The 26,315-nt window shown below is 65.8% G+C and carries 19 protein-coding genes; 9 read left to right on the plus strand and 10 right to left on the minus strand.

Going from position 1 to position 26,315, the window contains the following annotated elements; genetic code table 11:
• Positions 1–13 precede the first annotated feature (13 nt).
• The 8 genes from AB0M74_RS09650 to AB0M74_RS09685 form a co-directional block, all read right to left on the minus strand.
• Positions 14–253 carry a phosphopantetheine-binding protein gene (locus AB0M74_RS09650; RefSeq protein ID WP_364904006.1) on the minus strand — a complete coding sequence of 80 codons (240 nt, stop codon included), beginning with the start codon at positions 251–253 and terminating at the stop codon, positions 14–16.
• Complete coding sequence (locus tag AB0M74_RS09655) at positions 250–4,023, minus strand: amino acid adenylation domain-containing protein (protein ID WP_364904009.1); 3,774 nt, start codon at positions 4,021–4,023, stop codon at positions 250–252. The genes AB0M74_RS09650 and AB0M74_RS09655 overlap by 4 nt, the downstream gene beginning before the upstream one ends.
• A complete protein-coding gene (locus AB0M74_RS09660; protein ID WP_364904012.1) occupies positions 4,016–7,063 on the minus strand; it encodes an AMP-binding protein in 3,048 nt (1,015 codons plus the stop codon). Before AB0M74_RS09660 ends, AB0M74_RS09655 begins: the two co-directional genes overlap by 8 nt.
• Positions 7,060–8,535 carry a class I adenylate-forming enzyme family protein gene (locus tag AB0M74_RS09665; RefSeq protein ID WP_364904014.1) on the minus strand — a complete coding sequence of 492 codons (1,476 nt, stop codon included), beginning with the start codon at positions 8,533–8,535 and terminating at the stop codon, positions 7,060–7,062. The genes AB0M74_RS09660 and AB0M74_RS09665 overlap by 4 nt, the downstream gene beginning before the upstream one ends.
• 18 nt (positions 8,536–8,553) lie before the next feature.
• A complete protein-coding gene (locus tag AB0M74_RS09670) occupies positions 8,554–9,312 on the minus strand; it encodes an enoyl-CoA hydratase/isomerase family protein (protein ID WP_364904017.1) in 759 nt (252 codons plus the stop codon).
• A gap of 15 nt (positions 9,313–9,327) precedes the next feature.
• Complete coding sequence (locus AB0M74_RS09675) at positions 9,328–10,686, minus strand: asparagine synthase-related protein (RefSeq protein ID WP_364904020.1); 1,359 nt, start codon at positions 10,684–10,686, stop codon at positions 9,328–9,330.
• 15 nt (positions 10,687–10,701) lie between these two features.
• Positions 10,702–11,517, minus strand: coding sequence for a TauD/TfdA family dioxygenase (locus tag AB0M74_RS09680; RefSeq protein WP_364904023.1), 816 nt, complete (start codon positions 11,515–11,517; stop codon positions 10,702–10,704).
• Positions 11,518–11,936: 419 nt separating this feature from the next.
• Positions 11,937–14,060 carry a hypothetical protein gene (locus AB0M74_RS09685; protein ID WP_364904026.1) on the minus strand — a complete coding sequence of 708 codons (2,124 nt, stop codon included), beginning with the start codon at positions 14,058–14,060 and terminating at the stop codon, positions 11,937–11,939.
• A 1,245-nt stretch (positions 14,061–15,305) separates the two neighbouring features.
• Here AB0M74_RS09685 and AB0M74_RS09690 point away from each other — a divergent pair.
• The 3 genes from AB0M74_RS09690 (at position 15,306) to AB0M74_RS09700 (ending at position 17,544) form a co-directional block, all read left to right on the plus strand.
• Positions 15,306–15,569, plus strand: coding sequence for a hypothetical protein (locus AB0M74_RS09690; RefSeq protein ID WP_364904028.1), 264 nt, complete (start codon positions 15,306–15,308; stop codon positions 15,567–15,569).
• Between the two features lie 136 nt (positions 15,570–15,705).
• Complete coding sequence (locus AB0M74_RS09695; protein ID WP_364904030.1) at positions 15,706–16,710, plus strand: adenylate/guanylate cyclase domain-containing protein; 1,005 nt, start codon at positions 15,706–15,708, stop codon at positions 16,708–16,710.
• Between the two features lie 63 nt (positions 16,711–16,773).
• Positions 16,774–17,544 (plus strand): RNA pseudouridine synthase, encoded by a 771-nt coding sequence (locus tag AB0M74_RS09700; protein WP_364904033.1) that lies wholly within the window; start codon positions 16,774–16,776, stop codon positions 17,542–17,544.
• Positions 17,545–17,688: 144 nt separating this feature from the next.
• On the opposite strand, the gene AB0M74_RS09705 is transcribed toward AB0M74_RS09700, so the two are convergent.
• Positions 17,689–18,333: a TIGR03086 family metal-binding protein gene (locus AB0M74_RS09705; protein WP_364904035.1), complete on the minus strand. Its 645-nt coding sequence runs from the start codon at positions 18,331–18,333 to the stop codon at positions 17,689–17,691.
• Between the two features lie 80 nt (positions 18,334–18,413).
• On the opposite strand from AB0M74_RS09705, the gene AB0M74_RS09710 reads away from it, so the two are divergent.
• Together AB0M74_RS09710 and AB0M74_RS09715 are read left to right on the plus strand one after the other, a co-directional pair.
• Positions 18,414–18,845 carry a MarR family transcriptional regulator gene (locus tag AB0M74_RS09710; RefSeq protein ID WP_364904037.1) on the plus strand — a complete coding sequence of 144 codons (432 nt, stop codon included), beginning with the start codon at positions 18,414–18,416 and terminating at the stop codon, positions 18,843–18,845.
• 187 nt (positions 18,846–19,032) lie between these two features.
• The gene (locus AB0M74_RS09715; protein WP_364904039.1) at positions 19,033–19,815 is read left to right on the plus strand and encodes a metallophosphoesterase; all 783 of its coding nucleotides are present in this window, start codon (positions 19,033–19,035) and stop codon (positions 19,813–19,815) included.
• 3 nt (positions 19,816–19,818) lie between these two features.
• Here the strand turns inward: AB0M74_RS09715 and AB0M74_RS09720 are convergent, their stop codons facing one another.
• Positions 19,819–20,877, minus strand: coding sequence for an AraC family transcriptional regulator (locus tag AB0M74_RS09720; protein WP_364904042.1), 1,059 nt, complete (start codon positions 20,875–20,877; stop codon positions 19,819–19,821).
• Between the two features lie 85 nt (positions 20,878–20,962).
• On the opposite strand from AB0M74_RS09720, the gene AB0M74_RS09725 reads away from it, so the two are divergent.
• The 4 genes from AB0M74_RS09725 (at position 20,963) to AB0M74_RS09740 (ending at position 26,198) form a co-directional block, all read left to right on the plus strand.
• Complete coding sequence (locus AB0M74_RS09725; RefSeq protein ID WP_364904045.1) at positions 20,963–22,429, plus strand: NAD(P)/FAD-dependent oxidoreductase; 1,467 nt, start codon at positions 20,963–20,965, stop codon at positions 22,427–22,429.
• Positions 22,430–22,557: 128 nt separating this feature from the next.
• Entirely contained in the window at positions 22,558–24,663 is a 2,106-nt protein-coding gene (locus AB0M74_RS09730; RefSeq protein WP_364904048.1) for an ATP-binding cassette domain-containing protein, read from the plus strand.
• Positions 24,663–25,400: an energy-coupling factor transporter transmembrane protein EcfT gene (locus tag AB0M74_RS09735; protein ID WP_364904167.1), complete on the plus strand. Its 738-nt coding sequence runs from the start codon at positions 24,663–24,665 to the stop codon at positions 25,398–25,400. Before AB0M74_RS09730 ends, AB0M74_RS09735 begins: the two co-directional genes overlap by 1 nt.
• A gap of 75 nt (positions 25,401–25,475) precedes the next feature.
• The gene (locus tag AB0M74_RS09740) at positions 25,476–26,198 is read left to right on the plus strand and encodes a hypothetical protein (RefSeq protein ID WP_364904051.1); all 723 of its coding nucleotides are present in this window, start codon (positions 25,476–25,478) and stop codon (positions 26,196–26,198) included.
• Positions 26,199–26,315: the final 117 nt, after the last annotated feature.

Genomic DNA, 26,315 nt, shown 5'->3' on the forward strand with positions numbered 1-26,315 from the left:
AACCTCTCTGCAATCACGCAATACGCCGAATGATTTCCGCCGCGAGACGTGCGACGGTCACCGACTCGTCGAAGAATCCGGCTGCCTCGAACTCGATGTCGAACGTCTCCTCGAGGGCGGACATGACCCGAACGAGATTCACGGAATTGACTCCGGCGCTGATCAAGTCCGTCTCGTGCTCGTCCACCGCGAGTCGGTATCCTCGCGCACCGAGCTGGTCGACAATCGCTTCCCGCACTATCGAATCGTTCATCGAACTCCGCTTTCCATTTCGTTCACGACGCGACGCGCGTTTTCCTCGTCGAACACATCGAAATGCCCGCCGCTCAACAGCACCGAGCGCACCGTCGGCGACCACTGTCGCCAAGCGAGCGGTTCGGGCTCGGCAGGCCGTAGCGTGGAACGGAATTCGACGACGGGTGGCGCGACGGGCCCGGGCTCCCACGCCGCCAACAGCAGCATGTTCTGGCGGTACACCTCGAGCCTGCTGTGCAAGGCCGGATCGGTCCGCACGTCCTCGGCATTCACGACCACGCCGCCCGCTTGCCTGATGTCACTGACGAATCCGGCAAGCATGGCGGTTTCGCTGAGATCGCACCGGCGAGAGTCCGCCGACACCGGGGTGTCGATCACGACCACCCGAGTTACCGGGTACGACGTCGATCGCGCGGCCTCGACGGCGAGCGCGCCGCCGAACGACCAGCCCGCGAAAATACACGGCACCTCGGATTCCGCTACCACCGCGGGCAGTCGGCGCACACAGGCCGCCGCTACGTCGGCCAGCGTCAGGTCGGTGTCCACCGGCGCCTCGAATGGTCGGTCGAACCCGATGACGTGCACGTCGAGATCACCGGGCAAGCTCCGGATAAGACCGGCGTAGCACGCGATACCGCCACCGACGGGTGGGAAGAGGACCACCCGGCCGCGCGGGCCTGCCACCGTGCGTGGGGCGAAACTCCACACCGGAGACAGCGCGGTTGCACGTGCGGTCCCACACAGCCCGGCCAGACCCGTGACCGTCGGATTCGCGACGAACTGTCCGAACGAAACTTCGTATCCGAGCCTGCTGCGCAATGCCGACAGCAGGCGGATCGCGTCGAGCGAACTGTGGCCGGACTCGAAGAACCCTGCCGCCCCTGGCACGTGCCCGACAACTTCGGACCAGCAGGCGGCGACCTCTTGAACGTGCAGTCCCTTCCGGTCGACCGCGGCAGGCGCCACTGGTACGCCGATTTCCGCCGCCGCCGCGAGCAAGCGTTGTCGATCGACCTTTCCGTTGGGCGTCAGTGGAATCTCGCCGACTTCTACCAGCGCGTACGGGACCATGTACGAAGGTAATTCGGCTCGCAACGCATTCGTACTCGTGGCACGCCAGGTAGCAGGGGCGTCGGGCCACAGCGTGACATAGGCAATGACGCCGCCACCGTCGGCCGCGACACACGCGGCGCTGCGGCGCACAGCGGGCGTCGCATCGAGCAGCGACTCGATTTCGCCGAGCTCGACCCGGTAGCCGTTGACCTTCACCTGCGTGTCGACCCGGCCGAGAAATTCGACGACGCCGTCCGGCCACCGACGACCGCGGTCTCCGGTCCGGTAGATCCAGCCGTGCTCGGGATCGTCGGTGAATGCGGCCGCGGTGCGGGCCATATCGTTCAGATACCCCTCGGCGACCCCCGCCCCCGCGATATAGATCTCGCCGATGTGCCAGTCCGGACACACCTGATGCCGCGCGTCGAGCACCAGAATGTCCTGGCCGGACAGCGGTTTCCCGTACGGGATCGATCGCCCCGAAAGGTCTTGCGGGCCGATACGGTGGCAAATCGACCAGATCGACGCTTCGGTCGCGCCCCCGAGACTGATGACCTCGGAGCCGTCGGACATCCGGCGCAACGCTGCCGGCAGTGGCAGCGGAATCCAGTCCCCACTGAGCAGGAAGACCCGCAGCGAAGGCAGCACAGCGCCTTCCTCGGCGAGCAGCGCCGCCAAGGCGGGAGCCGAATTCCACATCGTCACACCGTGTTCGGTGATGGCTCGCGACCATGCCGCCGGGGTTCGCGCGGTGTCCTCGGACAACATCACCACCGTCGCGCCGACGAGCAACGGACCGAACAGGTCGTACACCGACAAATCGAAGCCGATCGACGACACCGAGAGCACGCTGTCGAACGGACCGAGCCCGACCAGTTCATTGACGGCATCGATCGTGTTCAACACCGCGGCGTGCGAAATCACCACGCCCTTCGGCTCGCCCGTCGAGCCCGAGGTGAAGATCACGTACGCCACATCGGGCGACTTCCGCTGTGCCGCGGCACGTACCGGCGTATTCGACGCGGCTCCCGGCACTGCGATCGGACGCACCCCGCGGCGCTGCCACTGGTCGGCGACCACACCGTCGGTCACGGCGTATCGGACCTGCGCATGGCGCGCGATGCGGTCGAGCCGACCATCGGGCAGGCCGCGATCCAGCGGTATATACAGGCAACCGGCAAGCAGCGCACCGAGAATCGCCACTACCTGCCCCCGACCCCGGGGCAAGTGGATCGCGACCGGATCGCCGGCGCTCGCGCCTGCGGCCACCAGTCGATCCGCCACCTCCGCCGCCGCGGCCGCCAGCATGGCGTAGGAGAGCACACCGTCTTCATCACGGACCGCGGGCGCATCGGGCATGCGCGCAACGATCTCCAGCACTCGGTCGTGCACCGTCGTAGCCACACGACCCGCGAGGCGGTCGGCCGAGGTCGTCGATTTCACCCGTCCGATCGGCCGATCCCACGCATCCTCGTCCGCGGCCAGCTCGACAACGGCGCGCGCGTACTGGTCGATGAAGTCTTCGACGAATCGGTCGTCGAATGCGTCAGTGCGCCAGTCGAACCCGAGGCGTACGGTGCCATCGGTGTCGAGGACCACCTGATGGTCCAGCAGGACCTGCGGCACCCGCAGCTGGACGGTGGCCCAATCACGCCGCAGCCCGAGCCTCTCCTCACGCCTGCTGTCGAGCTCGACAGCGGTGAAGGCGAAGGGATACCGCAAACGGCGCTGATCGGCGGAAGGATCTGCCAGACGGGCGATTTCGATGCCACTGAGCGAGGCGTGCAGCGACTGTTCGAGGAAGCGTCCTTGGATGTCGCGGCCGAGCGCGACGAAGCTGCGCCCCCCGCGGGCGGGTATCGGCAACGGCATCGGGCTGCCGTAGTTGGCGATCGCATGCTCCGCACGATCGCTGTCACGCCGCGATTGCACGATCGTAACCGTGTGTGGGGCACCGCCACCGACAGCGCCGAGTAACGCGCCGTACACCGTGAGAAAGACCGTCGAAACGGTGAGGCCGTGTCGACGACCACCGGCCGCTATCGCTGCCGCCGACGTCGCGTCGATGTGCAGCATCCGGTGCGTGACCGCCCGACTCGACTGTCGCCAGCCCGGTCGCAGTGGCGCCTCGGCGGCCTCTGGCAGCATGGGTGCGGCTGCGCGCCAGTATTTTTCGTCACGTTCGCGCCGCCGACCGCTGAGGGGATCCGGAACCTCGACCGCGACACCGCCGCAGGCATCGGATGAGATCAATTCTTCCAGGAAGCGGTTGAGCGATGCGGCGTCCATCAACCACAATGCGAAGACGAGATGAATTCGCGCTCGCCGCGCCGCGTGCACCACGGTGATCCGCAATTGCGGCCACGAGTCGAATTCGAAGGTATCGGAACGGAATTCATCACCGACACCCGCGTCGATCGTGTCGAAAGTCGCTTCGGTGGCCGCCAGCACCGCAACCGGAATCGCGCTGTCGGCATCGACAGGTGTCGGCATCAGGTCGGTTCCGACCCGCAGTCGCAACACGGGGTTGTCGCGCACCAGCCGGTCGAGTCGCTGCTGGATATCGCGCACGCGTGTCACATCGACCGTGCAGGCGAGATAGTAGCGAGCGGGCCCACGCAGTTCGAGCCCATCCTGATCGCCCACCAGGTACGCACGCTGAATCGGACCGAGCAGCAACCCGGATGCCGTGGTGTCGACCGACTGCTCAGCCATGGATTGCCTCCTGCGCGCGGATCATCCGCAGGACATTGCGGTGCACACGATCGATCACGTCGGTGCCGGCGATCCCCCTGCGGTAGTAGTAGGTCATGACCATCTCCGGACCGGACATCTGAAGCTCTCCCTGCAGTTGGTAGCGCAGCGCACGGCCCAGCGATCGGGGCTGCCAAGCCCCGAGATCGCGGGCACGCAGGTGTCTCGGCATCGGGTGCTGGTTGAACAGGACGGTGGACAGCGGGAAACTGTCGGCCTCGCTCAGCCCGAGATCGGCGATGCGCTGGTCGAATTCCCAGCCGCTGTGCTGCGCACCATCCGCCAATTGCTCGGCGATGGCCGCGATATTGCGCCGCAGCGACGATGTGCCGGGCCCACGCACGATCAGCGTTGTCGTGAACATCCCGACCGTTGCGGCGCCGAAGTTCTCGCGGCTCTGGCTCGCGACGATGATCGGCAGCCGCTCGAACCCGAATACCTCGGCGACCGCTCTGTCGAATGCGGCCAGCACGACGGTGAACGCGGAGACGCCGAACTCTTCCGCGATCCGATGCACGGCGCGCGCGGCTAGGGCCCCGAAGGGCATCGACCGCAATTCGCCCACTGCGCTATCGCTGCTGTCGGCTTCGGGCAGCCGGACTTGGGTGACGTCCCGCAGCAGATCGCGCCAATATTCGGCAGCGACACCGGGCCGCGGCGATCGCGCCGTCGCGAGACAGTAGTCGCGGTAGGTATCCCGATGCTCGGCGACGTCGAGTGCGTGCCCGGTCAGCACCGTACGCAGCTCATCGGCCAGCACATCCAGACCGAGCCCGTCGATGAACAGGTGGTGGGCGACCAGCACGACCGAACATCCGTCGATCCCCTGTACGAGCACCAACCGTATCGGCGGCGCCGCCTCGGGATCGATCAATTCGGTCACGACCGCGGCACGCGCGGCCTGCACCGCGGCCCGGAACGCAGCCGAACTCGTCTCGGCACCGGTGTCGACGATGCCGACCCGACACGACAACTCGGCCGGTGCCGTATAGCTCTGCTGCCGCCAATCGGAGGTCAGCGCCGAACCCAACACATCATGACGCGCGAACAGCGCCCGGACGGCCTTCGTGACCGCCGTGCCGGACTGCGGCCGGTCGAGTTGGATCTCACGAGAAATGTTGCACCAGTTGGCATTACCGCCGGACATGCAGATCCACATGTACGCCACTTGGCGGGTCGAGAGCGGATACGCGGCCGCGGCCTCGGGAACCGACACAGCGGCAGCGGCCGTGATCGGCATGCTGGCGAGGTGCCTGCGTGCTTCGACCTCGCGGGCGAGCGAGGGTACATCACGCAGCGCGAAACACTCCGGAACCGTCAGTCGAATCCCGTAGCCGCGGCTGATCCGCGCGACGAGCTCGAGCATGTCCAGTGAGGTGATGCCGGAGTCCACGAATCCGATGTCGTCGGTGGCGAGTCCGAGCATTGTGCGCAGCGCCCGCTCGACCTCGGCGTGCTCGATCTCGGCGTAGGTCTCGACAGCGGTGGCGTCCGAAGCCGTTCGGTCGATGGACCCCAGCAATGCCTGCCGGTCCACCTTGCCGCTACGCAGCATCGGAAGTGCCGAACACAGATGCAGCGTGAACCGCGGCAGGCCCATACTCCTGCCGATGCTGTGCACCTTGCCACGCAGCGGTTCGCCGACCGCATCGTCGAATAGTTCGGTCGCGACGAACACCTGCGGACCGTTGTGGTCGACAACGACACACTGGCGCACATCCGGCAGGGCCTCGACAGCGTCGATGAAGCGATGGAAGGACACCCGCCTGCCGCCGAACTTGATGTCGTTGCCTGCTCTGCCGACGATCACCACCGCACCGTCACTGCCCCGATATCCGAGATCGCCGGTCGCAAGCGGGACCGCCAGCCGGGCTACCCGGTGCATACGGGGAGCGTCCGCGGGCGCGAGGACCCCGAGTGCGGGCGTATCCGCCGCGATCAGCACCTCACCGATGCCGGAGCTGTCGGGGTCGGCGAAGGTCACGGCTACGCCGGGCCGTGGCTTTCCCACCGGTATCGCCGATGGTGCGTCCAGGACGAGCCGCTGCGCATCGCGTTGATACAGCTGGGCAAGCGTCGCCTCGGTTTGACCGTACAGATTCACGATTTCGGCGCTCGGCGCAATCGCCGCCCATTGGTCGATCACTCGTCGACCGAGTACCTCACCGGCAAAGAAGATCAACCGGACATCGGGCAGCCCGGCCGCGGCCAGCCGCGATTGGCCGGCCAGCCGAGTTGCCAGGGACGGCACCAGAAAGAGGGTCGTTGGAGTGCTGTCGACCACGTAGTCGGCCAACCCGGGCAGATCCAGCTGTGCATCGACGGGCGGCAGCGACAACACGCCGCCCACCCCGAGCACTCCCAGCAGTTCACGCAGCGAAGGATCGAAGTTGACTCGGGTGAGGGCGGTACACCGATCGGTACCCGCGAGTCCGAACTCGCGCCGAAACCAGGTGAGGAACTGGTCCAGGCCACGATGGCTCCCGACAACGGCCTTCGGTTCTCCTGTCGAGCCCGATGTAGGGATCACATAACCCGCGTCCGGGTCATCGAATATTCGTGCGGGCCAATCGGTTTCCGGCAGGGCAGCGACGATTGTCGCGCCGGTGCCCGCGTCGAGAACGAGCTCGGCGGTACCGGTCGTCGCCAGTTGACAATGTTCCACCGGGGTGACGTCGCTGCTCACCAGCGCCGCGGGGCAGGTCCGCTGTTCCAGCCACCGGTACTGATCGACAGTCAGTCCGGCGTCGACCGGTACCGGCACCGCCCCGGCCCGAAAGCAGGCCAGCAGCCCGACCACATACGCGGGGCACAGCGGCCCCATGACCAGAACACTCGCCCGCGCGGCGCCCAGTGCCGTGAGCTGCTCGGCCAGCGTGGCGATCGCGGACTCCAACTGCGCGTAGGTCAACCGTCGGCCACACCATTCGATGGCGACGCTCGCCGACCACTCGCTCGCGATCATCGGGCCGCGGTGGCCGATAGGTGCCAGACCGGTCATATGGCGGCCGCGCCTGCGCCGAGAGCGATCGCCTTCGTGGCGCGGTAGTCGGTCTTGCCGACAGCGGTCCGCGGTATCGCGGCGACGAAGGTGTACTGCTGCGGCAACTGAAAGGGCTGCAGACGCGAACCGATCTGCCGCCGAACGGTTTCCGGATCACCCCCCGCAGCGGCAACAATCAATGCCGCGATCTGCTCACCGCCGTCACCGTCGGGTATCCCGACGACGGCGCAGTCCACCACGCCGCCGCATTTCCGCAGGGCCGTCTCGACATCGATCGGAGCGACCTTGTTGCCCGTGACGTTGATGAAGGTGGACTTGCGCCCTCGGACGAACCAGCCCGCCGCCGATGCTGCGACCAGGTCATGCGTTCGTAACCACCCGTCGACGAACATCGATGCCTGCGCGACCGGGTCACGGTAGTAACCGCGAGCAAGCGATGGTCCGCGCACCAGGAGTTCGAATACCTCGGGCTCCTCGTCGGACATATCGACCGGCTCCAACCGCCAGTCGATATCCCGTACCGGGAGCCCGATCGTGCCGTTGCCCGCGCCTTCGGCGTCGTAGGTGATCATGCCGATCTCGCCGAGCCCGTAGCCCTGTCGCAGCGGCAGCCCGAACCGCTCGCGAAACCGTGCTTGTGTGTCCGCGGCGATAGGTGCGCTAGCGGTCATGGCGAGCCGGAGCGTTCCAAGCATCGACGAGTCCACCCCGTCGGCCGCCACGAGCATCTGATACATCACCGGTAGCCCGCTGATGACGGTCACCCCGTGGTTGCTGATCATCCGGCCGAGACCACGGCCGGTCAGCAGTGCGCCGCGAGTGAAGACCACCGTCGCTCCGCTGAGCAGGCTGGGCAGGATGAGGATGTCGGTACCGTGACCGTGCCATGCGGGCAAGGCACAGAGCACCACATCCGAGGCCAGCAGTCCGGCTTCCCTCGACCATGCCCGCATCCGCGCCATGACCGCCGCCTGGCTCATCACGATGCCCTTCGGCACACCGGTGGAGCCCGAGGTGCAATGTAGGACGAAGTCGGTGGGCAGATACTCGTGCGGCGCATCCGCTGTCCCGACCACCTCGTATTCGACAGAGCCGCTGCCCGCGGCGCCATCGAACACCAGCACCTTCAGATCGAATTGTGCGACCAGCCGCGCCTTCTCCTCGGGCGTAGATCTGGTGTCCAGCAGTACCGCAACCATGCCGAGCTCGGCGGCCGCGAAGTAGACGGCGATGAAGGTCACCGGATCATCCACTGCCACACCGACAACTCGGCCGAATTCGGCGACACTGCACAGGGTTTCGGCGACGGCATCAGTCGCCTCGACCAACTGTCGATACGATGTCACCGTGCCGTCGAAACCGACCACCGCCGGTGCGTGCGGTGATAGCGCACCGACGGCACGCAGTGCCGCGTAAAGTAAGCTGCCGTCGGATTCGTTCGCGTCGGCAGTGCGACTGTCGATCATCATGAGGTGACGCTCACTGCTTCAGTTGTGCGTTCCGAGCACGTTGTCGAAGTGCTTGTGCATCGCCCTGGCTCGAAATGCCTCGCGGTGCACCGCCAATGACTCTTCGCGGGTGTTTTCCAGAGCCGTTCGCAACGAGTTGGTGAGCACCCGTTTGGTTCCGGAGAATGCGGCCCTCGGGTACTGCCCCATCCGCTTCGCCCGCTGCAGTGCACGATCGAGCAGGAACTCCGGCTCACACACCTCGTCCACGATGCCCTTGCGCAGAGCTTCGTCGGCACTGATCGGCTGCGTCGACATGACGATGTGGCGGGAGACGTCGTAGCTACAGGCCGTCGCGAAGACCACCGCGCCGACGGATGCGCCGAGCCCGTGTTCCAACTCCGGCAGCCGCATATCCGCCCGGTTCGACATCATTTTCCAGTCGAACATCATCGCCAGCTGGCAGCCGACACCGATGGCGTGGTGATCGATGGCCGCGATCGTCGGTTTGCTCGTATCGAGGACCCCGAGAAAGAAATCGATGTACCAGCTGATCAGGTCGTTGACCCGGTCGTCGGTGGTCAGCAGTCGAACCTCGTTGAAATCGCCACCGGCACTGAAGGAACGGTCGATGCCGCCGGTGACCACGATGGCATCGAGGTTGTCGTCGGCATCTGCTTCCCGCAGTGCTTTCACCAAGGCTTCGCCCGTCCGCCTCGGAATCGGGTTCGTGGGCTTGTCGCTCGCGAGTGTCACAATGCGCACCCGGTCGACATCATCGATTTCAATCAACGGCATAACAACTCCTCAACCTCAACACTCACGGGCATAGGCGGATATCGCCGCCTCGAGACACTTTTCCGAGTCGATCGGCTCATGCGGTGACGAAACGAGCGCACCGACGAGTTCGGCGTCGATCAATGCGTAGAACCGCTCGACATCGATTGCCTCCATCCCGATGCGACGGGCAATGGCGCCTGCCAGATTGCGCTGTACACCGCTGCCTTGATGCACGGCAAGCTTCGGCCGCCACGCAATGCTCTCCGGAAGCAGCTGCTGTGCGGCCACCCGCATATGGCCCTTCTCGCGATCGCGGTAGCGCATGAGTTCGGGCGCGGTGTCGAGCGCCGCCTGAATTACCGCGGTATTCCAGTACATATGGCGCTGGGCGTACCCGTGGGTCGCGGCAGCGAGACCGGAGAACTCGCCGGCCAGTGCCGCTTCGGCCAGACGCTGCGCCACCTCTGCGCGCAGATCGTCGACCCGATGCGCGCCGACCCGCAAGCCGGAATTGATCAGATCGGCGCCATAACCGGTCAACACGGTACCGGCCGGAATCTGCCCCTGCTGGTACACCGCGACGAGATTCACTGCACCGGAGGCTGTTTCCGCAGTCGGCCCACCCAGCATCCGGACCGTCTCGGGAAGCGCCTGCAGAATGTCGTTCTCCGACAACATGATCTCGCGAACCGGCATGCCCAGATGCGCACCGAGCGCAGCGGCTTCGGCGAACTCGTCACCCCACGGCGTCCCCAGCGTGGCGAGGTGATCGAGTATTCCGGCTTGCTGCGCCAATGCGGCGACCAACCCGGAGTCGACGCCGCCGGAAACGACGGCGGTGACCGGCCGCGGCTCGCCCACCGCGACGATCTCTCGACGCAAAGCCTCGATCTGACGGTTCCCGGCCTCGACCGCGGTTTCGCCGGCCACCGAAGTCGGCCGCCAACTCCGCGACATCGTGTCGGTGATCTCCAATGCGCCGGCACCGGCGCGGCGCGCGAACACTACCGTCCGGCCACCGCCGATCTTCTTGATCGCCTCGCGGTGCGACCGGATCTGAGCGATCCGATCCGATTGCACACCGGCCGCCGAAATGACACGGGCGGTGATTTCGGCCAGATCGGTTCCGATCAAGACGCGGTCGGCCGCGGTGTCGATCCAGTAATACAGAATCGTCGAATTCTGTTGACTGGTACGGACGACGACTTGCTCATCGGTCCACTCGATCGTGTTGCTGCATTCCACACCACCCGAAGGGAGCGGCCATCGGCGGCCGAATTCCTCGACAACGAGGCTGCCTGTGCTGCTCGGCTCCGGGGCGATGCCGACCTGAGTCGTCAGGCCACCGCGCCAGCTACGAATGTCGAGAAGAACTGTGGGGTAATTATTCACCTGACACCTACCATTTCATGCGACAGAAAGCCGAATCAGCTTGCGTGGCTGACCCGGAAATGGCGCACGGCCGTGCAGGACTCGCCGATTATCCAGAATCATCAATTCCCCGACCTGCCATTGATGTGCGTACAACATCCGAGGAAGACGCAACACTGTATCTATGCTGGCCAGCAAGGCCGCGCTCTCTTCGGCGCCGTAGCCGACCACTTCCGCGTCATAGGCGCGGGTTTCGTCCCGCAGGTCCGGCAGCGCGATGACAAGGCGCTCCTGACCGGTTTCCGGATCGACCCGAATCGGCGCCACCCTCGGGTGCGTTTCCTCGGGTCGGTCCTTGTAGTAGTCCGTCACCCGGCTCCGGTACTCGATCAGGATGGTGCGCATGGTGTCGAGCAGATCGCCGGGAGCGTGTTCGAAAAAGGCTGCCGAACTGGCGATCAGCGACTCACCACCAACCTTCGGTGCGGTGACGCACTGCATGCCGATGTACTTGACCGGCGGTCCCGCGTTGAGAATCGCATCGGTGTGCAACGGCATACCCCGGGTACTGAATTGCACATTGCCGGAATCTTCCTGTGGCTCGATGGAAAGCTTGGTACCGTAGTTGTATTCAACCGGTTCACCAAGTCCGGACATGATCTCGTCGAGCACCAACTCACCTTCATCACCTGCCTCGACGATCACAAATCCAGCGTCGTCGAGCTTTTCTTGGATTTTATTGCGCTGTCCTGCAGCGCATTTCGCGCGCAGCGCGATGTCGTCCATGTGAAGTGAGTTCATCATCGCCATCCTGAAATGAATGTCCTGTATAGGACAATCCAGCGCTGTCATTAATTCGACTGGCCGGCAACACGATACAGATTTTGAAGCTAGTCCGATTGCATGAAGCGGGACTCTAACACCTTGGCGCACAACGACACTAGGTGTTCAACTGCCGATCATCCGCAGTTGAACACCTTCATGTCGAGAGCCAATTCTGTTCGACTCGAGGAGTATTCGAACAAGAAAGCTGTGTGCGAATCCCGCGATATCGGTATCAAGGTCGACATATCGGCCACTCGCCCGAGGCGACTCGGGCGCGGCACCGCCGGGCGACAACGCCGAGCCGGTACGTCAGCTCCGCACAGCATCATCGATCGGCAACGGACCCACGAGGGAACCTGCACCCACCTATCACAGCAGCCTATCCGGATGCGGCATCGATAGTCGAGCCCCACGCTCACACGCGACGGATGCCCGCCCGATAACGACTACGGGTCCCAGGGGTCGAGGCCGCCGTGAGGTTCCAAGTGGTCGAGGTTGGAGACTCGCTTGACCGACGCCATCAGCCGGACACGGTTGAGATCGGAGGGGTCGGCGAAGTACTCGTGCGCTGCCCGCTGATGTAGCGTCGCCACCTTGTTCCCGATAGCCCAGCGGGTGTCACGACCGACGCTGTTCCATTGTTCGGGCGTGATCGCGGCGCGCAGCGCTTTGTCCGAATCCCAGTGTTGTTCAACGGTTCTGACAAACTTGTCGTCGATCACCGCGCCGGGCGCCGGCTCGTTGGCGTGCCTGGCGAAGCTGTCGGCCGACACCACCGCTTGGGCGGCAAAGGACATATGCGCCTCATCGCCCACGTGATTCTGCACCGCTCGGGCAGCGGCGACGGCCTTCTGCAGCGGTGCGAACCCGTAGGGGTTCTGCGACATACTCGATTTCTGGGCGCTCGACGCACGCATGGCGCTGGTGACCAAGTCGTTGCGAGCTCCGGCGGCCAACAGCGCAGCAGGCAACTGCCCGCCCGGAATCTTGCTGTCCTCCAAGCTCTTCAACGCTTTTGCGACCGCCAACTCCGTATTGATACCCTCCGAGTTGCTGGTTCCCGCGACTATGGATTTCCAGTTGTCCCGCGCCAGCTGGTTCCAGGTGTGCGATTCCTGCCGTTTGGGTGCCACGTTGATGTTGGTGCGGTCGACGTCTTTACGCCCGCGCGCGAGCGGGTTCAACGGACTACCGACACCCCCGGCGAGCCACGCGGTGATCGGCGAGCTGTTGACAGTATTGAGGGCGGCGAGGCCGGCTACCGCCCCTATTCCACTCTTCGCGCTCGCGCGACTGCTCCCCATGCCGAGGGCTGTGCCGCCGCCGGAGGATCTGGCCTGTCCGCCTTGCATCGCGAGGGCAAATCGGTTGGCGATCCATTCATTGCCACTGTCGAGGCCGCGGCTGAGTCGCTTCAATTGGGAGATGGCGACGATCTCGGCCGCGCCCGCGATGATTATCACCGCCATGACCTGCCCCTGCGCCTGCCGAAACAGGTTGCCCAGGAACAAGACATAAACCCCGAGGAATACGGTGTAAGCGGTCATCCGGGCCGCCGCCACGAAGCTGTCCACGATATTACGGACCAAGAACGTCTGCGTCGGCCCGTAGACGAAACCACCCGCGGCGAAGCCGAAGATCGACATGAATGCGTGGTAAAGCGCATCCAGCGCGGCCTTGATGACCCTGATCGCCAGATACGCTGCGAACATCAACAGAATCCCGGCGCAGATCAACAGCATCAGCCCCGTGCCGACCTGGCCCATGGTCGGGTTGTCGGCCTTGGCATAAGCCAGCGTGTCCCCGCACGCCTTCATGCCGTTCTTGATCCGCTCGTCGTCGCCGGAAACGACACCCGCCGACCACGCCGACCCGCACGCCGGGCGATCGTCGACCACGTGCCCGAAGTTCCACACCTGCAACGGACGCCGTGCGAAGTTGTCCGCGAGGTCCCCCTGCATCGTCGTCACCAATTGCGTCGGGTTCGGATGGTTGTTGCCGTTCAAGCCGGCCGCGACCGAGATGCCGACATTTCGCCCTTGGGCGAGTAACCCGTCCGAGGACAACACATCCGCGAGCGGATCGGAAAGGAACACCGGTCCGACTATCGCAACCGCGACCATGGTGACAACCTGCACAGTGGCTTTGGAGTGATACCCACGGACGATGAACCAGCCCACAAAGAACGCGCCGATCGCCGACGCCGTCACCAACATCATCGGCGTCGCGATCTGACCGGTCAAAGCACCGGCGACACCACGCAATGCCGATCCGAACATATCCAGCCACCGAAAGCTCAACGCGAACCCGATCAACCAGATCGCCGTGGTCACGATGGCCAGGTAGCCGATGAACTCCAGGCCGAGAATGGCCCACAATATCGTGGCGCCCGCGTTGAACGGGCCACCATGGTTCGTACTGAACTGATAGCCGGCCAGCGGAACGCCGGATGAGTCACGGATTTTCATCCAGCTCAGTCCGTCGATCTCCGAGACCCCCGGCGACGCGCTCGCGGCCTCGTATTGGGCCGTGGCCACCGCACCCACCGCGCCCGGAAATACAATCAGCACACAAAATATCAGCCCGAGCCACGCTGCTCGTCGCCGCCATACTCCGCGATCGCGTGAAAATAGCAAGCGCCGAAGTCCGGCGAGTGCAAGGTAAACAATGTCGTTGAGAGATCGTGTCTGCTGTCCTGCTCCCGAGCGAGGCACAGGTAAACCCTAAACCGAGGTCCACGATTGTAATAGGCAATGTTGCAAGACATCCATGTGAACAAACGGTGATGCCGGGAAAGCATCGCGGTAAAGCTGCTGGTGCGCCGCGTGGGCTGAGTCACATTGATGAAATCGTCTCTGCTGCTGGATGTTCCGATGCTGCGACGGACATCACGATTTGGCACGGAGCTGTCGGCGCACGAGGCCATCGAGGTTGCGGCCGTTGAGGTTCCAGCAGCCGGCGGATGGGACCGAAACGCCGTCGACGTTGCCCTGGAGTCGGATTCCACTGCGGGCGTGGATGAATGGGACTCGACGCGGGGACGGCCACCGAGGCATTTCCTCACGCCTACGAAATTCTCGATTGGGTCACGAATGACCTCGGCGACGAAATACTCATCGCGGAATCGGCCACTCGTAAGCCGGACTACTTCCGGAAACAACTATCCGACCCCGGCGTGAAGATCTTTACCCGCCGGACACCGGAGGGAGTCGTCGACGACTTCATCGAAGTGGGATTCCGGCCCGTCGGTTCCGGTCAGCTGTATTCCTGGCACCTGTCACCGTCGTCGCATCGCATGGGCGTTGCTCGCACCCTCATGCGCACCGCACTCGAATATCTCCGTGACGTTGCCGTGCACTCCAACACAAGTCGGCACCAAAGCCTGTGCCGCGCATCGAAACCTCGGCGTCACCCCGATCGGGAAGCCCCTGCCGACGCCGCCCCGATGGTCGCGACCGGGCTCGTAGGCCGGCAGCAGAATACGACGATGGTCCGTGAGACCCGAGCCGCGCTGGGATCGGCTGGACGCACTGTCGGTCCGACACCGGCAACAGTCGCGACATCCAATCCCGGACCAACCCCGGGGGGCCCTGCACCAGGCCACCCGAGGTCTAGGCCTATCGGTCCCGACCATGCCGAAACCGGCTCGGCTACCGGACGACATGCCATCGGACCGGCATGCCGAAGTTTATTGCGGCACAACGGCCTACCTCGCGGCATCGACTCCCATCGGTGGGAACCGGAGCGTGCCGGCGCTCGCCGAGATGGCGGCCGACGCCGCATGAACTGCCGTCGTGGCGTTACCACGCGTGGTGATGCCGGAGGCTGAATACCTGCACGCCATCACCGAGGCCGAATCACGATGGTTCGAGGGCGTCATCGCCGACCTGACCGCGGGCACGCTCACGTGGTCCTGGGATTACCTCGAGCACCGTTTTCGACCTCGAATTCACCACCACCGCACCGGGTTCGGTCACGTTCAGCCTGCCGACAAACCCGGCGCTCGTACGCCGGTCGGCACCTGCTCAGCGCTGTCGACCAGCAGGGCATCCCCTCGCCCGGACAGTGGCCGCACCTGAGCTGACCACCGCGGCGCTGCCGACCTTGTGATCAGCCACGATCAGCCCACGCCCCGACTGTGACCTGGCGCTGATACGGCGCTGCCCTGATCGGTTGATGGCCTGCACCGGCCGGCGTGGCCGTAAGGTACCGGCCATGGTTCCCACCGAGAATTCCGAGCTGGTGCAGTCGGTCGTGGAGTCGTATCTGCTCGACGGACCACGCCGCTACAGCAGGAACGAGGTCGCCGCGCAGGCCGGGGCGTCGACGCAGCTCACCGGGCGGCTGTGGGCGGCGCTCGGCTTTCCCGCTGTTGCCGACGACGCCGTCGACTACACCGACGCCGACGTCGCCGCGGTCCGTAATTTCCGCGCACTGAATGTGCTGGCCTCGGCCGACTCCAGGCAGCAGGCCGCGACGGTGCGCACCCTCGGCCAGGGCGTGGCCCGGCTCGCGGAATGGCAGGTCGACCTGGTGCTCGCGGAGATCGACGCCCGCATTGCCGAGGCCGAGCCCGGCACCGACCCGGCCGAGACCGTCCGCACCGCCACCGAAGCGGCGATTTCGACGCTCGAACACCTCAACGTCTACGCCTGGCGTCGCCACCTCGCTGCCGCACTCGCCCGGTCACTCGACCCGGGGACAACGGCGGGTGAATCTGTCCGAGAGTTGGCGGTCGGCTTCGCCGATATGGTCGGCTATACCCGACTGACCAGGCATCTGCACCCCGATGAACTCGCCATGCTGCTCGAAGCGTTCGAATCGACCACAACCGCGGCGATCACCGAGAACGGCGGCTGGGTGATCAAGAACGTCGGCGACGAAGTCATGTTCGCCGCCGAGGATCCGGCCGACGCCGCACGGATCGCTCTGGCGATCCAGGAAAGCACCATGATGGTCGGCGGCACCCCCGACTTGCGCGTCGCGCTCGCCTACGGGCCCGTGCTGCAGCGCTTCGGCGATCTGTACGGCTCCGTAGTGAACATCGCATCCCGTCTCACCGGCGTCGCCCGCCCCGGCACCGTGCTCGTCGACGACGAAGCCGCCACCGCCCTGGCCGACAACCCCCAGTTCGACATCCGCAATCTCCGCAGTGTCCGAGTCCGCGGCTTCAACCGGCTGCGCCCGCACACCCTGCGCCGCAACGGCAAGAACGGGTAGCCCATCGCGACCTGGCCGCACCGCTCGTCGCCGGGCGTGGAATGTGGCCCCTAAGCTCGTCGGGTGGATGTGGACTGGGCGCAGGTGCGGCGGGAGTGTGTCGTATTCGAGGACGCGGCGGTGGTGGCGTTGAACAAGCCCGCCGGGATTTCCGTGACCGGGGAGCGTCACGACAGCGATATCGTCGAGGCCGCCGCGGCGGCGGGCGAGACGCTGTATCCGGTGCATCGGATCGATAAAGTCACCTCCGGACTGGTGTTACTCGCCAAGGAACTCGGCGCGCACGGGCAGTTGACCAGGCAGTTCAATAAGCAGACTGCGGAGAAGGCGTATCTGGCGATCGTCGAGTCGACAGGGCTGCCCGACCGCGGGGTCATCGAGCTGCCGCTCAGCGTGGGACGGAAGAACCGGGTCCGCATCGCGGCGCCACGCGAGAGCATCCGCACCGCGGCGGATCGCTGGTTCGTCGACCCGGCCGACTTGCTGGATACCAAGAACTATCCGTCGATCACCCGGTTCCTGACCGTCCACCGCGACGAGGACCACACCGTGCTGGCACTGCGCCCGATCACCGGCCGCCGCCACCAGATCCGCGTGCACCTGGCCTGGATCGGACACCCCATCGTCGGCGACCCGCTGTTCGACAAGTCCGGACGCCACGAGCGCACGCACCTGCACTCCTGGCAGCTCGGCTTGGCCGCACCGTGGCGCACTCCCCCGGAACTCGCACTGACGGCGACACCGGGCCCGGATTTCTGGCGGCCCGTGCGCACCGAAGAGCACGATGCCGAAGCGATCCTCGACCGTGCCGACCAACTGTTGCGCGACCGGTAGTTCGCACAGCGCCGCGGGCAGGCGGCAGGACGGGCATCGAACCTTTTCCTCGCGCCGACAACACGTTGCGCGACGCGACAAGCGTTGCGCGACAGTTGATTATGTAACTCCGCCGCCCGGCCGGCTCGGCGGCCACACATCGGTTCAGTGCGGCCAGTTCGGTGAACGGCCGAGGATGGCGACGATGTGGTCGAGGGTGGAGTCGCCGGAGAAAGCGATTTCCGGGGCGAAGGCGGCGCCGGGGGCAAGTCGGGCTCTGCCTCCTGGGACGGCTTCCGCGACGACGAGCGCGGCGGCCAGCAGGCCGTTGTCGAAACCGACTGTCCTGCCCAGGGTTCGGGCGACATCCCAGGAGTGCACGACATAGTCGATGAAGTGGAAGCTGACAGCTTGGGCGCCGGAGAATTCGAACGCCGTGGTGAATTCCGGCAGCGGGAACTTCCGTTCGGGTACACCGTCTTCGGCGAAGGCCTCGATGACGTGCTCCGCGGCCGCCCGGTAACTCTCGGCGGGGTCGTCGCCGAGCCTGCGTAGCTTCCACAGTCCCGGATCGCCTTCGCCTCGCGAAGCGGCCGCGAAGCCGTAGTGCTGGGCGATCATGTGCGTCAGCAGGCCGTGCAGCGTCCAGTCGGCGCAGGGCGTCGGTTTGGCGAGATCGGCCGTGGTCACGTGCGATACGAGTTCGATGCTGGTGCGCACCGCCTGTGCGTCGAGCGCGACCAGATCGGTGTCGGCGCCGATCGCATCGAGGATGCGCAGTTCGGTGCGAGATTCCGAGTCGGTGGTCATGTCCTGATCCTCCTCCAAATAATAAGCTTACGCATATCGTATGTATGAGCTTATTATTTGCCAAGCAGTATTTTCTATCTATGCCCGAAGCCAAGCGCCCAGATCTCGCCGCGATGATCGTGCCGCTCGGCCGCGCGCTCACCGCGGCGGAGCTGCCCGTGCTCGAGCGCCACAACCTGACCATGTGGGGCTACGTGGTGCTGCTCGGGCTCGGCGACGAGCCCGTCTATACCCAATCCGCACTGGCCAAGGCGATCCGCGCGGACAAGACGCGCATCATCGGCGTGCTCGACGAACTACAACAGCGCGGGCTCATCCACCGAGCACCCGATCCGGCCGACCGGCGCGCCCACCTGGTGTCGCTGACGCCCGCGGGCCGCAGCACCCGAGAACGCGCACAACGCGAGATCCACGAGCAGGAAGATCGACTGCTCGCCCAGCTGAGCCCAGCGGACCGGCGCGCGTTCCTGCGCGCCTTGCAGACACTGACCGCAGCGACCACGCAGCAATGACGCTGTCGCGCCCGATCACGACAGCGTGCAGGTGAGTGCCGACACAGACCACCGATATGGTTTCGGCCGGTGGCGAGCCTCATGGCGACGCACAATGCGCAGGTCATCTAGCCTGATGACGTGCCGTCCACGCGACACGGGCACACTCTGACGCAACGGAGCGATCCCCCAGAGAAAGCGAACGCCGATGATCCTGGTGGCTCAGGTCAGCGATACCCATTTCGATCTCGGCGCCCGCAACGCCGAACGCGTCGAACGGGTGCTGGCGTTCCTCGCCGACCTGCGACGCAAGCCCGACGCCATCCTGCTGACCGGCGACATCACCGATTCCGGCAAGCCCGATCAGTACGCCGAAGCGCGTGCGGCAATGGTGTACTCCGATATCCCGGTGTACGCCATTCCCGGCAATCACGATGATCGCGCCGCCTTCCGCACCGAACTGCTCGGCGAACCGGCCTCGACGGCACCGATCAACCACGCGCACCGCGTCGGCGAATTGACCGTCGCGCTGCTGGATTCGAGCATCCCGGGCCAGGCACGTGGCCGCCTGAGCGACGAGACCTACGACTGGCTGCGCGACGTGCTCGACACGGCCCCCGCCGACGCACCCGTGCTGCTCGCGCTGCACCACCCGCCCGCCCACCTCTTCAGTCCGGTCATCGATGACATCTCGCTGACCGAGCCGGATCGCCTCGCCGAACTGGTCGCCGGCGACCAGCGTATCGTCGGCGTGGTCACCGGCCACGCCCACTCCGCGGTGGCGACGACCTTCGCCGGGCGGCCGCTGCTGGTGGCCCCGAGTACTGCCTCCGTGCTCGGTGGCGAGTGGGAACTCGACCTCCCCGACCACGTGATGGACTACGCTCCGGACCCTGCCCTCGCCCTGCACGTCATCGATGAAAACCACCGCATGACAACACATTTCCGCAGCGTGCCGATGGGCGGCTGGATCGGGGTCCAACCGAACTGACCGCTATCGCCGCAGCGCGCGCTCGCGCCGGTAGGCGGCGGGTGTCGCACCGGTCCAGCGTTTGAAGGCGAAAATGAAGGTCGAAGACTCGGCGTAACCGAGGCGGATGGCGACGTCGCTCACCGAAAGTGGTGTGGCAGTGAGCATTTCCTCGGCAAGGGCGCGACGCACCTCGTCGAGCAGGGCTCGATAGCTGGTGCCCGCGGCGTCCAGGTGACGGCGCAGCGTGCGGGTGCTCATATTGAGAGTGCGTGCGACAGTGTCGATTCCGGCAGGCGCGGCGAATCCGTCGGTGCCGCCGGGCACCAGCAGCTCGCGCACCTCTGCCGCGATGCCGGTGCGGGCGCGGCGGCGGTCGACCAATTCCCGGCATTGTGCGAGACAGATCGCCCAGGTGTGCTCGTTCGCCTGCGGCAGTGGCTGTTCCAGCATCGCGGGCTCGATGGCGAACAGGTTGTGCATGCGCCCGAACTGCGCACGCACGCCCAAAACTTCCGCGAGGCGGTCGGCGTATACCGGTTCGGCGAAACGGAATTCGGCGCGGGCGAGTGAGACAGGCGCACCGAGCAGGTCGCTCATGACCTGGTGCATGGCGGTCACATCGCGTTCCACCAGGAACTGCCGCACATCGGCGGGTATCGACTCATCGTGTACCCAGGCAACGAATTCGCCTGCCCGCCATTGTGCGACAGGCAGGCAGAAGGTGAAACTCAGCTCGAGATAGCGCAGCGCGAACAGGATCGCCTCGCCGAGAGTCGGGCTGCTGACGCAGGCGAAGCCGAAGATCCCGAAGGTGGTGATCCGGTACCGGCGGCCGACCTCGATGCCGAGGGCGGGGCGATCGGCAAGCTCACGCACCAGATTGCGCACCACGGCGAGCTCGATGTGCGCGTCGATCTGCGCGTCCGGGTCCCGCAGCGTCGACTCGGTCAGCCCGGTACCCGCGAGCATCCGCGCCGCGGGCACACCCTGCTCACCCGCATAGCCGACCATGAGCACCACGCTGGCGGTCCCCCGCGGGAAGTTCCAGTCGCGGATTCCCGGATCCTGCACCCGTTCCACAGGAGCCATTATGGCCGAAAATCTCGATCCCCTGTGCCGGACGGTCCTAGAGTGGTAGGGAAAGCACTGCTGTGAGGGGTGTCACATGGACACGGACAATCGGCCGTCGGTCATCATCATCGGATCCGGCTTCGGCGGCATCGGGATAGCCATAGAGCTGCGGCGTAATGGCTTCGATGACATCACCATCCTGGAGCGGGCCGCCGACATCGGCGGCGTCTGGCGGGAGAACACCTATCCCGGCGCCGCCTGTGACGTGCCGTCGCCACTGTATTCGTTCTCCTACGAACCGAAGCCGGACTGGCCACAGCGCTACTCCGGCCGGGCCGCTATCCACGACTACCTGCGCGGTGTCGCCGACCGGCACCACCTGCTCGAGCGCATCCATTTCGGCGCCGAGGTGACCGACGCCGAGTTCGACGACGTCACAGGCCGCTGGACAGTGCGAACCGCCGATGGGACCGCGAGAACCGCCGATGTACTGATCCCCGCCGTCGGTCAGCTCTCACGCCCCGCCATGCCCAATATCCCCGGTATCGATACCTTCGCAGGCGAGGCCTTCCACTCCGCCGAATGGGACCACAGCGTCGAGCTCGCCGGGAAACGGGTGGCCTGCATCGGCACCGGCGCCAGCGCCATCCAATACATCCCGGAGATCCAGCCATCGGTCGCCCACTTGACGCTGTTCCAGCGCACACCGGCCTGGGTGCTGCCCAAGTTCGACACCGACTACAAGCCGATCCAGCACACATTGTTCGCACGGTTACCCGGCGCACTGCTGGTCGAACGATTCGGGTGGTGGGCCATCGCCGAATTCGTGGCGCTCGGACTTGTCGAGTTCCCGCGGATCGCCAGATTGGTCGGCGGCATCGCGACACGGCACCTGGAAAAGCAGATCACCGATCCGGAACTGCGCGCCAAGCTCAGCCCGGACTATCCGATCGGCTGTAAGCGCGGGCTGTTCTCCAACGACTATTTCCCCGCGCTGACCCAGCCGAACGTGCAGGTGGAGACCGCTGCGATCACCGAAATCACCCCCGACGGCCTGCGCACCGCCGACGGCACGGCACACCGAGCGGACGTGATCATCTACGGGACCGGCTTCAAGGGCACCGAATTCCTGTGGCCCATCAGCATCTACGGTCGCGCGGGCCGCAAGCTCTCCGATGCCTGGCAGGGCGGCGCACACGCCTACTACGGCATCACGGTGCCGGATTTCCCGAATCTGTTCCTGGTCTACGGGCCGAACACCAATCTCGGCGTCGGCTCGATCATCTACATGATCGAATCCCAGGCCCGCTACATCCGCAAAGCGATCGAGCTGCTCGCGACCAGCCCCGGCCACTACCTCGAGGTACGCGCGGAGCCCGAACAGCAGTTCAACAACGCCCTGCAACAGCGTCTGGCCAAGACCCCGTGGAACTTCTGCTCCAGCTGGTACCGCAACGCGTCGGGCCGCATCACCAATAACTGGCCGGGCACCCAGATCAGCTACCGTCGCAAACTCCGCAGGGTGAACGCCGCCGACTACACCCTGACTCCCGCCGCCTGACTCCGCGGTCGCAGGCAGCCCGGCGCCTGGGACCCGGGCCCGCACCCCGACGGGGCCGATCGAGGCGACGGCAGCGCCATCCGCGGTGGGCCCGAGCGCGGCGAGGTTCGAACGGGCAGACTTGTTGCGTGAATGATCTGCCACCAGCCGCAGGCCCCATCGAGCGCGGACCGCTGCGCCCGATCGAATTGGCCACCGGCGCGGTGCTGGGCGGTGTCACGGTAGCCCTGGTCACGATCGGATCGGTGATCCCGTTCGCCGCCGGACTACAACTGGTCGCCGCGGTGCCCCTCGGCCTGCTGGCTTACCGCTATCGCCTGCGTGCCCTGCTCACCGCCACTATCGCCGCCGCACTGGTCACCTTCGTTGCCGCGGGCATCGCGCCTGTCATCGGCCTGGTGAGCTCCGCCACTCTCGCTGCCATCATCGGCACGGTCAAGCGCCGTGGCGGCGGGCTGGTCACAGTGCTCGGACTGGCGATGCTCGCCGGGCTGGGTTGGGCCGCCTTCGCCGTCGGAAACCTGCTGGTTTTCTCCCGGTCCCGCGACCTGCTGTTCGATAGCATCCGCAATCTCGCGCACGGCTTCGAAGACCTCACCGCACGGCAGCCACAGCTGAAGCCGCTCGGGCGACTCGCCGCCGACCTCACCGACGCTGTGATCGCATCGTGGTGGGTCTGGTTCGCCGCCGCGGTGACCATCGGGATAGTGCTGAGCGCGGTGTTCTCCTGGTTTGTCCTCAGCTCGGTATTGGACCGGCTCGCCGACCTGCCCGGCCGCGATCGGCTCGATGCGCCGCCCGACGACCGCCCCATCGCACCGCTGCCGGTGACGCTGCGCGATGTCACCTTCCGCTATCCGGAGGCGACGGTGGACGCCTTGCACGGCATCGACCTCACCGTCGCCATCGATGAGTTCGTGGCGATCGTGGGCCACAACGGCTCCGGCAAATCGACGTTGACCCGGCTGCTCGCCGGTCACCCACCGACTTCGGGCACCGTGCACCGTCCGGGATCCGCAGGCCTGGGCCACCTCGGCGGGACCGCGCTGGTGCTGCAGCGACCCGAGAGCCAGACCCTCGGCGTACTCGTGGCCGACGACGTGGTCTGGGGCCTGTCCGAGGAGCTGGCCACCGCGGTCGATATCGATGCGCTGCTGTGCGAGGTCGGCCTCGATGGCATGGGCGACAGGGAGACCGCCACCCTCTCCGGCGGCCAGCAGCAGCGGCTCGCGGTCGCCGCGGCGCTGGCACGACGTCCGGCGCTGCTGATCGCCGACGAGGCCACCTCGATGATCGATCCCGACGGCCGTCGGGACCTGGTCACACTGCTGGCCGGACTGCCGAAACGACACCACATGGCGGTGGTGCTGGTCACCCATCACGAAGCCGATGCCGCGGCCGCCGATCGGGTGGTGCACCTGTCGAGCGGGCGCACTGTCGAACACTTGCCCGCCTGGCCACCGCCGGTACATGACGCGCGCCGCAGGCCCATGGGCGAGCCAGTGCTCGAGCTGCGCGATGTCCGACACACCTACAACCGTGGAACCCCCTGGGAAACACCGGCATTGCATTCGGTCGACCTCTCGGTACGGCGCGGTGAAGCACTGCTGATCGTCGGCGGCAATGGATCGGGCAAATCCACCCTCGCCTGGATCATGGCCGGACTGATCGAACCGAGCTCGGGCCGCTGCGAACTCGCGGGCAAGCCGATCGCCAAACGCATCGGCCGAGTCGCGCTGGCATTCCAGCATTCTCGGTTGCAGATGCAGAAGCAGACGGTCGGCGCGGAGATCGCCGACTGGGGCGGGCGGGCCACCGGCTCCGGCGCGGTCGGGCGCGCCCTGGACGCCGTCGGCCTGGATCGGCGGCTGGCCGCGCGATCCATCGAGGAGCTCAGCGGCGGGCAGGCGAAGCGGGTGGTGCTCGCGGCGATCGTTGCCAGCCATCCGCAAGTCGTCGTACTCGACGAACCGCTCGCGGGCCTGGACCCCGAGGGTCGAGCCGATGTCGTCGAACTCCTCGCTCGCCTCCGCGATTCCGGTCTTACCCTGATCGTCATATCGCACGACGTCGACGATCTGGCCGGAGTGTGCGACCGGACCGTGCACCTACAGTCCGGACGCATCCTCGGGACCGCACCGGTGCCCGACCCCGCGAAGGTGTCCGATACCCCCACACAACGCCTCGATCCACGTGCCGCGACAGCGTGGCGCCTCGAGCACGGAGGGCGATGATGAGCGCAGTCCTCTTTCGCGAAGTTCCGGTGTCCAGCCCGGTGCACAGCCTGTGGGCGGGCACCAAAATGATTGCGGCGTTTCTGATCAGCCTGCTGCTGATGTTCCAGCCGTCGTGGCCGGTGCTCGGCGTAGTCGTGGTGTTTCTGCTGCTCATCGGTGTCATCGCCCGGCTGCCGCTGGGCACACTGCCGCGCCTGCCCTGGTGGTTCTGGGCGCTGCTCGGCGTCGGCGCATTGATGAATGCCACGGTCGACGGCGCGGCCCTGCTGCGCTACGCGCAGGTCGTGACCTTCGGTCTGGTCCTGCTCGCCGCATCGCTCATGATCGCCTGGACCACACCGCTCGGCGATGTCGCGCCCGCCCTCGCCAAGATGGCGGCGCCACTGCGCAGACTCCGGTTGCCCGTGGATGAATGGGCCGTTGTCGTAGCCCTCACCCTGCGCGGTCTGCCACTGCTCATGGACGAGATGCGGGTCCTGCGTGCAGCCCGCAGGCTGCGGCCGAAGGATGGCATGCTCCAGCGTGCCGCCGATAATCCGCTGATCGACATCCTCACCGCCGCGATGGCGGTGTCCACCCGCCGCGCAGGCGAATTGGGCGAGGCGATCACCGCCCGCGGCGGCACCGGCCAACTCACTGCGCACCCCAGCGTTCTCGGTCGCCGCGATGCGATGGCATTGGCCGTCGTCGTGGCCGTCTGCGCTGGCGCGATCGGGCTCGATCTGCTGCTCTGACCGCCCCGGCGAATGCCCGTCCGCGGCATCGGACGGGCTTGATCGCGATGCGGCACGACCGGTCGCGACCAACGCGTGGCAGATGTCGAATTCGCCCGCGGCGGGGCGATACTGGCCGGTGTGACCGACAGCGACGACGCCGTTCCGGCCTGGCAGCGCAAGACGGCGGGTGAATCGCGGATCGCGGCCACCGCCGCGGTGCTGGCGATCGTGGTTTTGCAAGTGCTGCTGCCGAATCAGTTCATGCCGGAGCCCACTTGGCTGTTGCCCACGCTCGAGGTGGTGGTGCTCGGGTTCCTCGTGTTGGCGAATCCGGTGCGGATCGACCGCGAGGAGATCTGGCTTCGGTGGGGCGGGCTGGCCCTCATCGTGCTGTTGGCGCTGGCCACCGCGTGGTCGGCGGATCGGCTGGTGGTCGGACTGATCGATAGGACCCTCAGCGATGACCCGGCGAAATTACTCGGCTCCGGCGGCGCCATCTGGTTGACCAATGTGGTCGTGTTCGGGTTGGGCTACTGGGAGTTCGACCGCGGGGGTCCCGCCGCGCGAGCGCATGCGCGCAAAACGTTGCCGGACTTCCTGTTCGTACAGATGCAGAACCCGGAACTGGCCGAGCCCGAATGGGAGCCGCAGTTCGTGGACTATCTGTACCTGGCGTTCACCAACGCGACCGCCTTCAGCCCGACCGACGTCATGCCCATGTCACGATGGGCGAAAATGATAATGATGGCGCAGTCGGCGATATCACTTGTCCTGGCGGCGCTGGTGATCGCGCGCGCGATCAATGTGTTGAACTGACCGCGCCTGGCTGTATAGCCAAGTGCTATAGGGGATTTCGTGACCTGAAACAGAAACGATTACCCCTCAAATTACGGTCCGAACACCTGTCCGCGCGGTACGGTGACCTTCGCAGCA

The sequence above is a fragment of the Nocardia sp. NPDC051463 genome (genome assembly GCF_040681975.1).
In the GTDB taxonomy this organism is placed as follows: Bacteria; Actinomycetota; Actinomycetes; order Mycobacteriales; family Mycobacteriaceae; genus Nocardia.

Bases quoted from the DNA above. Each gene is read 5' to 3' on its own strand.
- AB0M74_RS09650 (WP_364904006.1), bottom strand. From the start codon at position 253: ATGAACGATTCGATAGTGCGGGAAGCGATTGTCGACCAGCTCGGTGCG.
- AB0M74_RS09655 (WP_364904009.1), bottom strand. From the start codon at position 4,023: ATGGCTGAGCAGTCGGTCGACACCACGGCATCCGGGTTGCTGCTCGGT.
- AB0M74_RS09660 (WP_364904012.1), bottom strand. From the start codon at position 7,063: ATGACCGGTCTGGCACCTATCGGCCACCGCGGCCCGATGATCGCGAGC.
- AB0M74_RS09665 (WP_364904014.1), bottom strand. From the start codon at position 8,535: ATGATGATCGACAGTCGCACTGCCGACGCGAACGAATCCGACGGCAGC.
- AB0M74_RS09670 (WP_364904017.1), bottom strand. From the start codon at position 9,312: ATGCCGTTGATTGAAATCGATGATGTCGACCGGGTGCGCATTGTGACA.
- AB0M74_RS09680 (WP_364904023.1), bottom strand. From the start codon at position 11,517: ATGACAGCGCTGGATTGTCCTATACAGGACATTCATTTCAGGATGGCG.
- AB0M74_RS09690 (WP_364904028.1), top strand. From the start codon at position 15,306: ATGCCGGAGGCTGAATACCTGCACGCCATCACCGAGGCCGAATCACGA.
- AB0M74_RS09695 (WP_364904030.1), top strand. From the start codon at position 15,706: ATGGTTCCCACCGAGAATTCCGAGCTGGTGCAGTCGGTCGTGGAGTCG.
- AB0M74_RS09705 (WP_364904035.1), bottom strand. From the start codon at position 18,333: ATGACCACCGACTCGGAATCTCGCACCGAACTGCGCATCCTCGATGCG.
- AB0M74_RS09710 (WP_364904037.1), top strand. From the start codon at position 18,414: ATGCCCGAAGCCAAGCGCCCAGATCTCGCCGCGATGATCGTGCCGCTC.
- AB0M74_RS09715 (WP_364904039.1), top strand. From the start codon at position 19,033: ATGATCCTGGTGGCTCAGGTCAGCGATACCCATTTCGATCTCGGCGCC.
- AB0M74_RS09725 (WP_364904045.1), top strand. From the start codon at position 20,963: ATGGACACGGACAATCGGCCGTCGGTCATCATCATCGGATCCGGCTTC.
- AB0M74_RS09735 (WP_364904167.1), top strand. From the start codon at position 24,663: ATGAGCGCAGTCCTCTTTCGCGAAGTTCCGGTGTCCAGCCCGGTGCAC.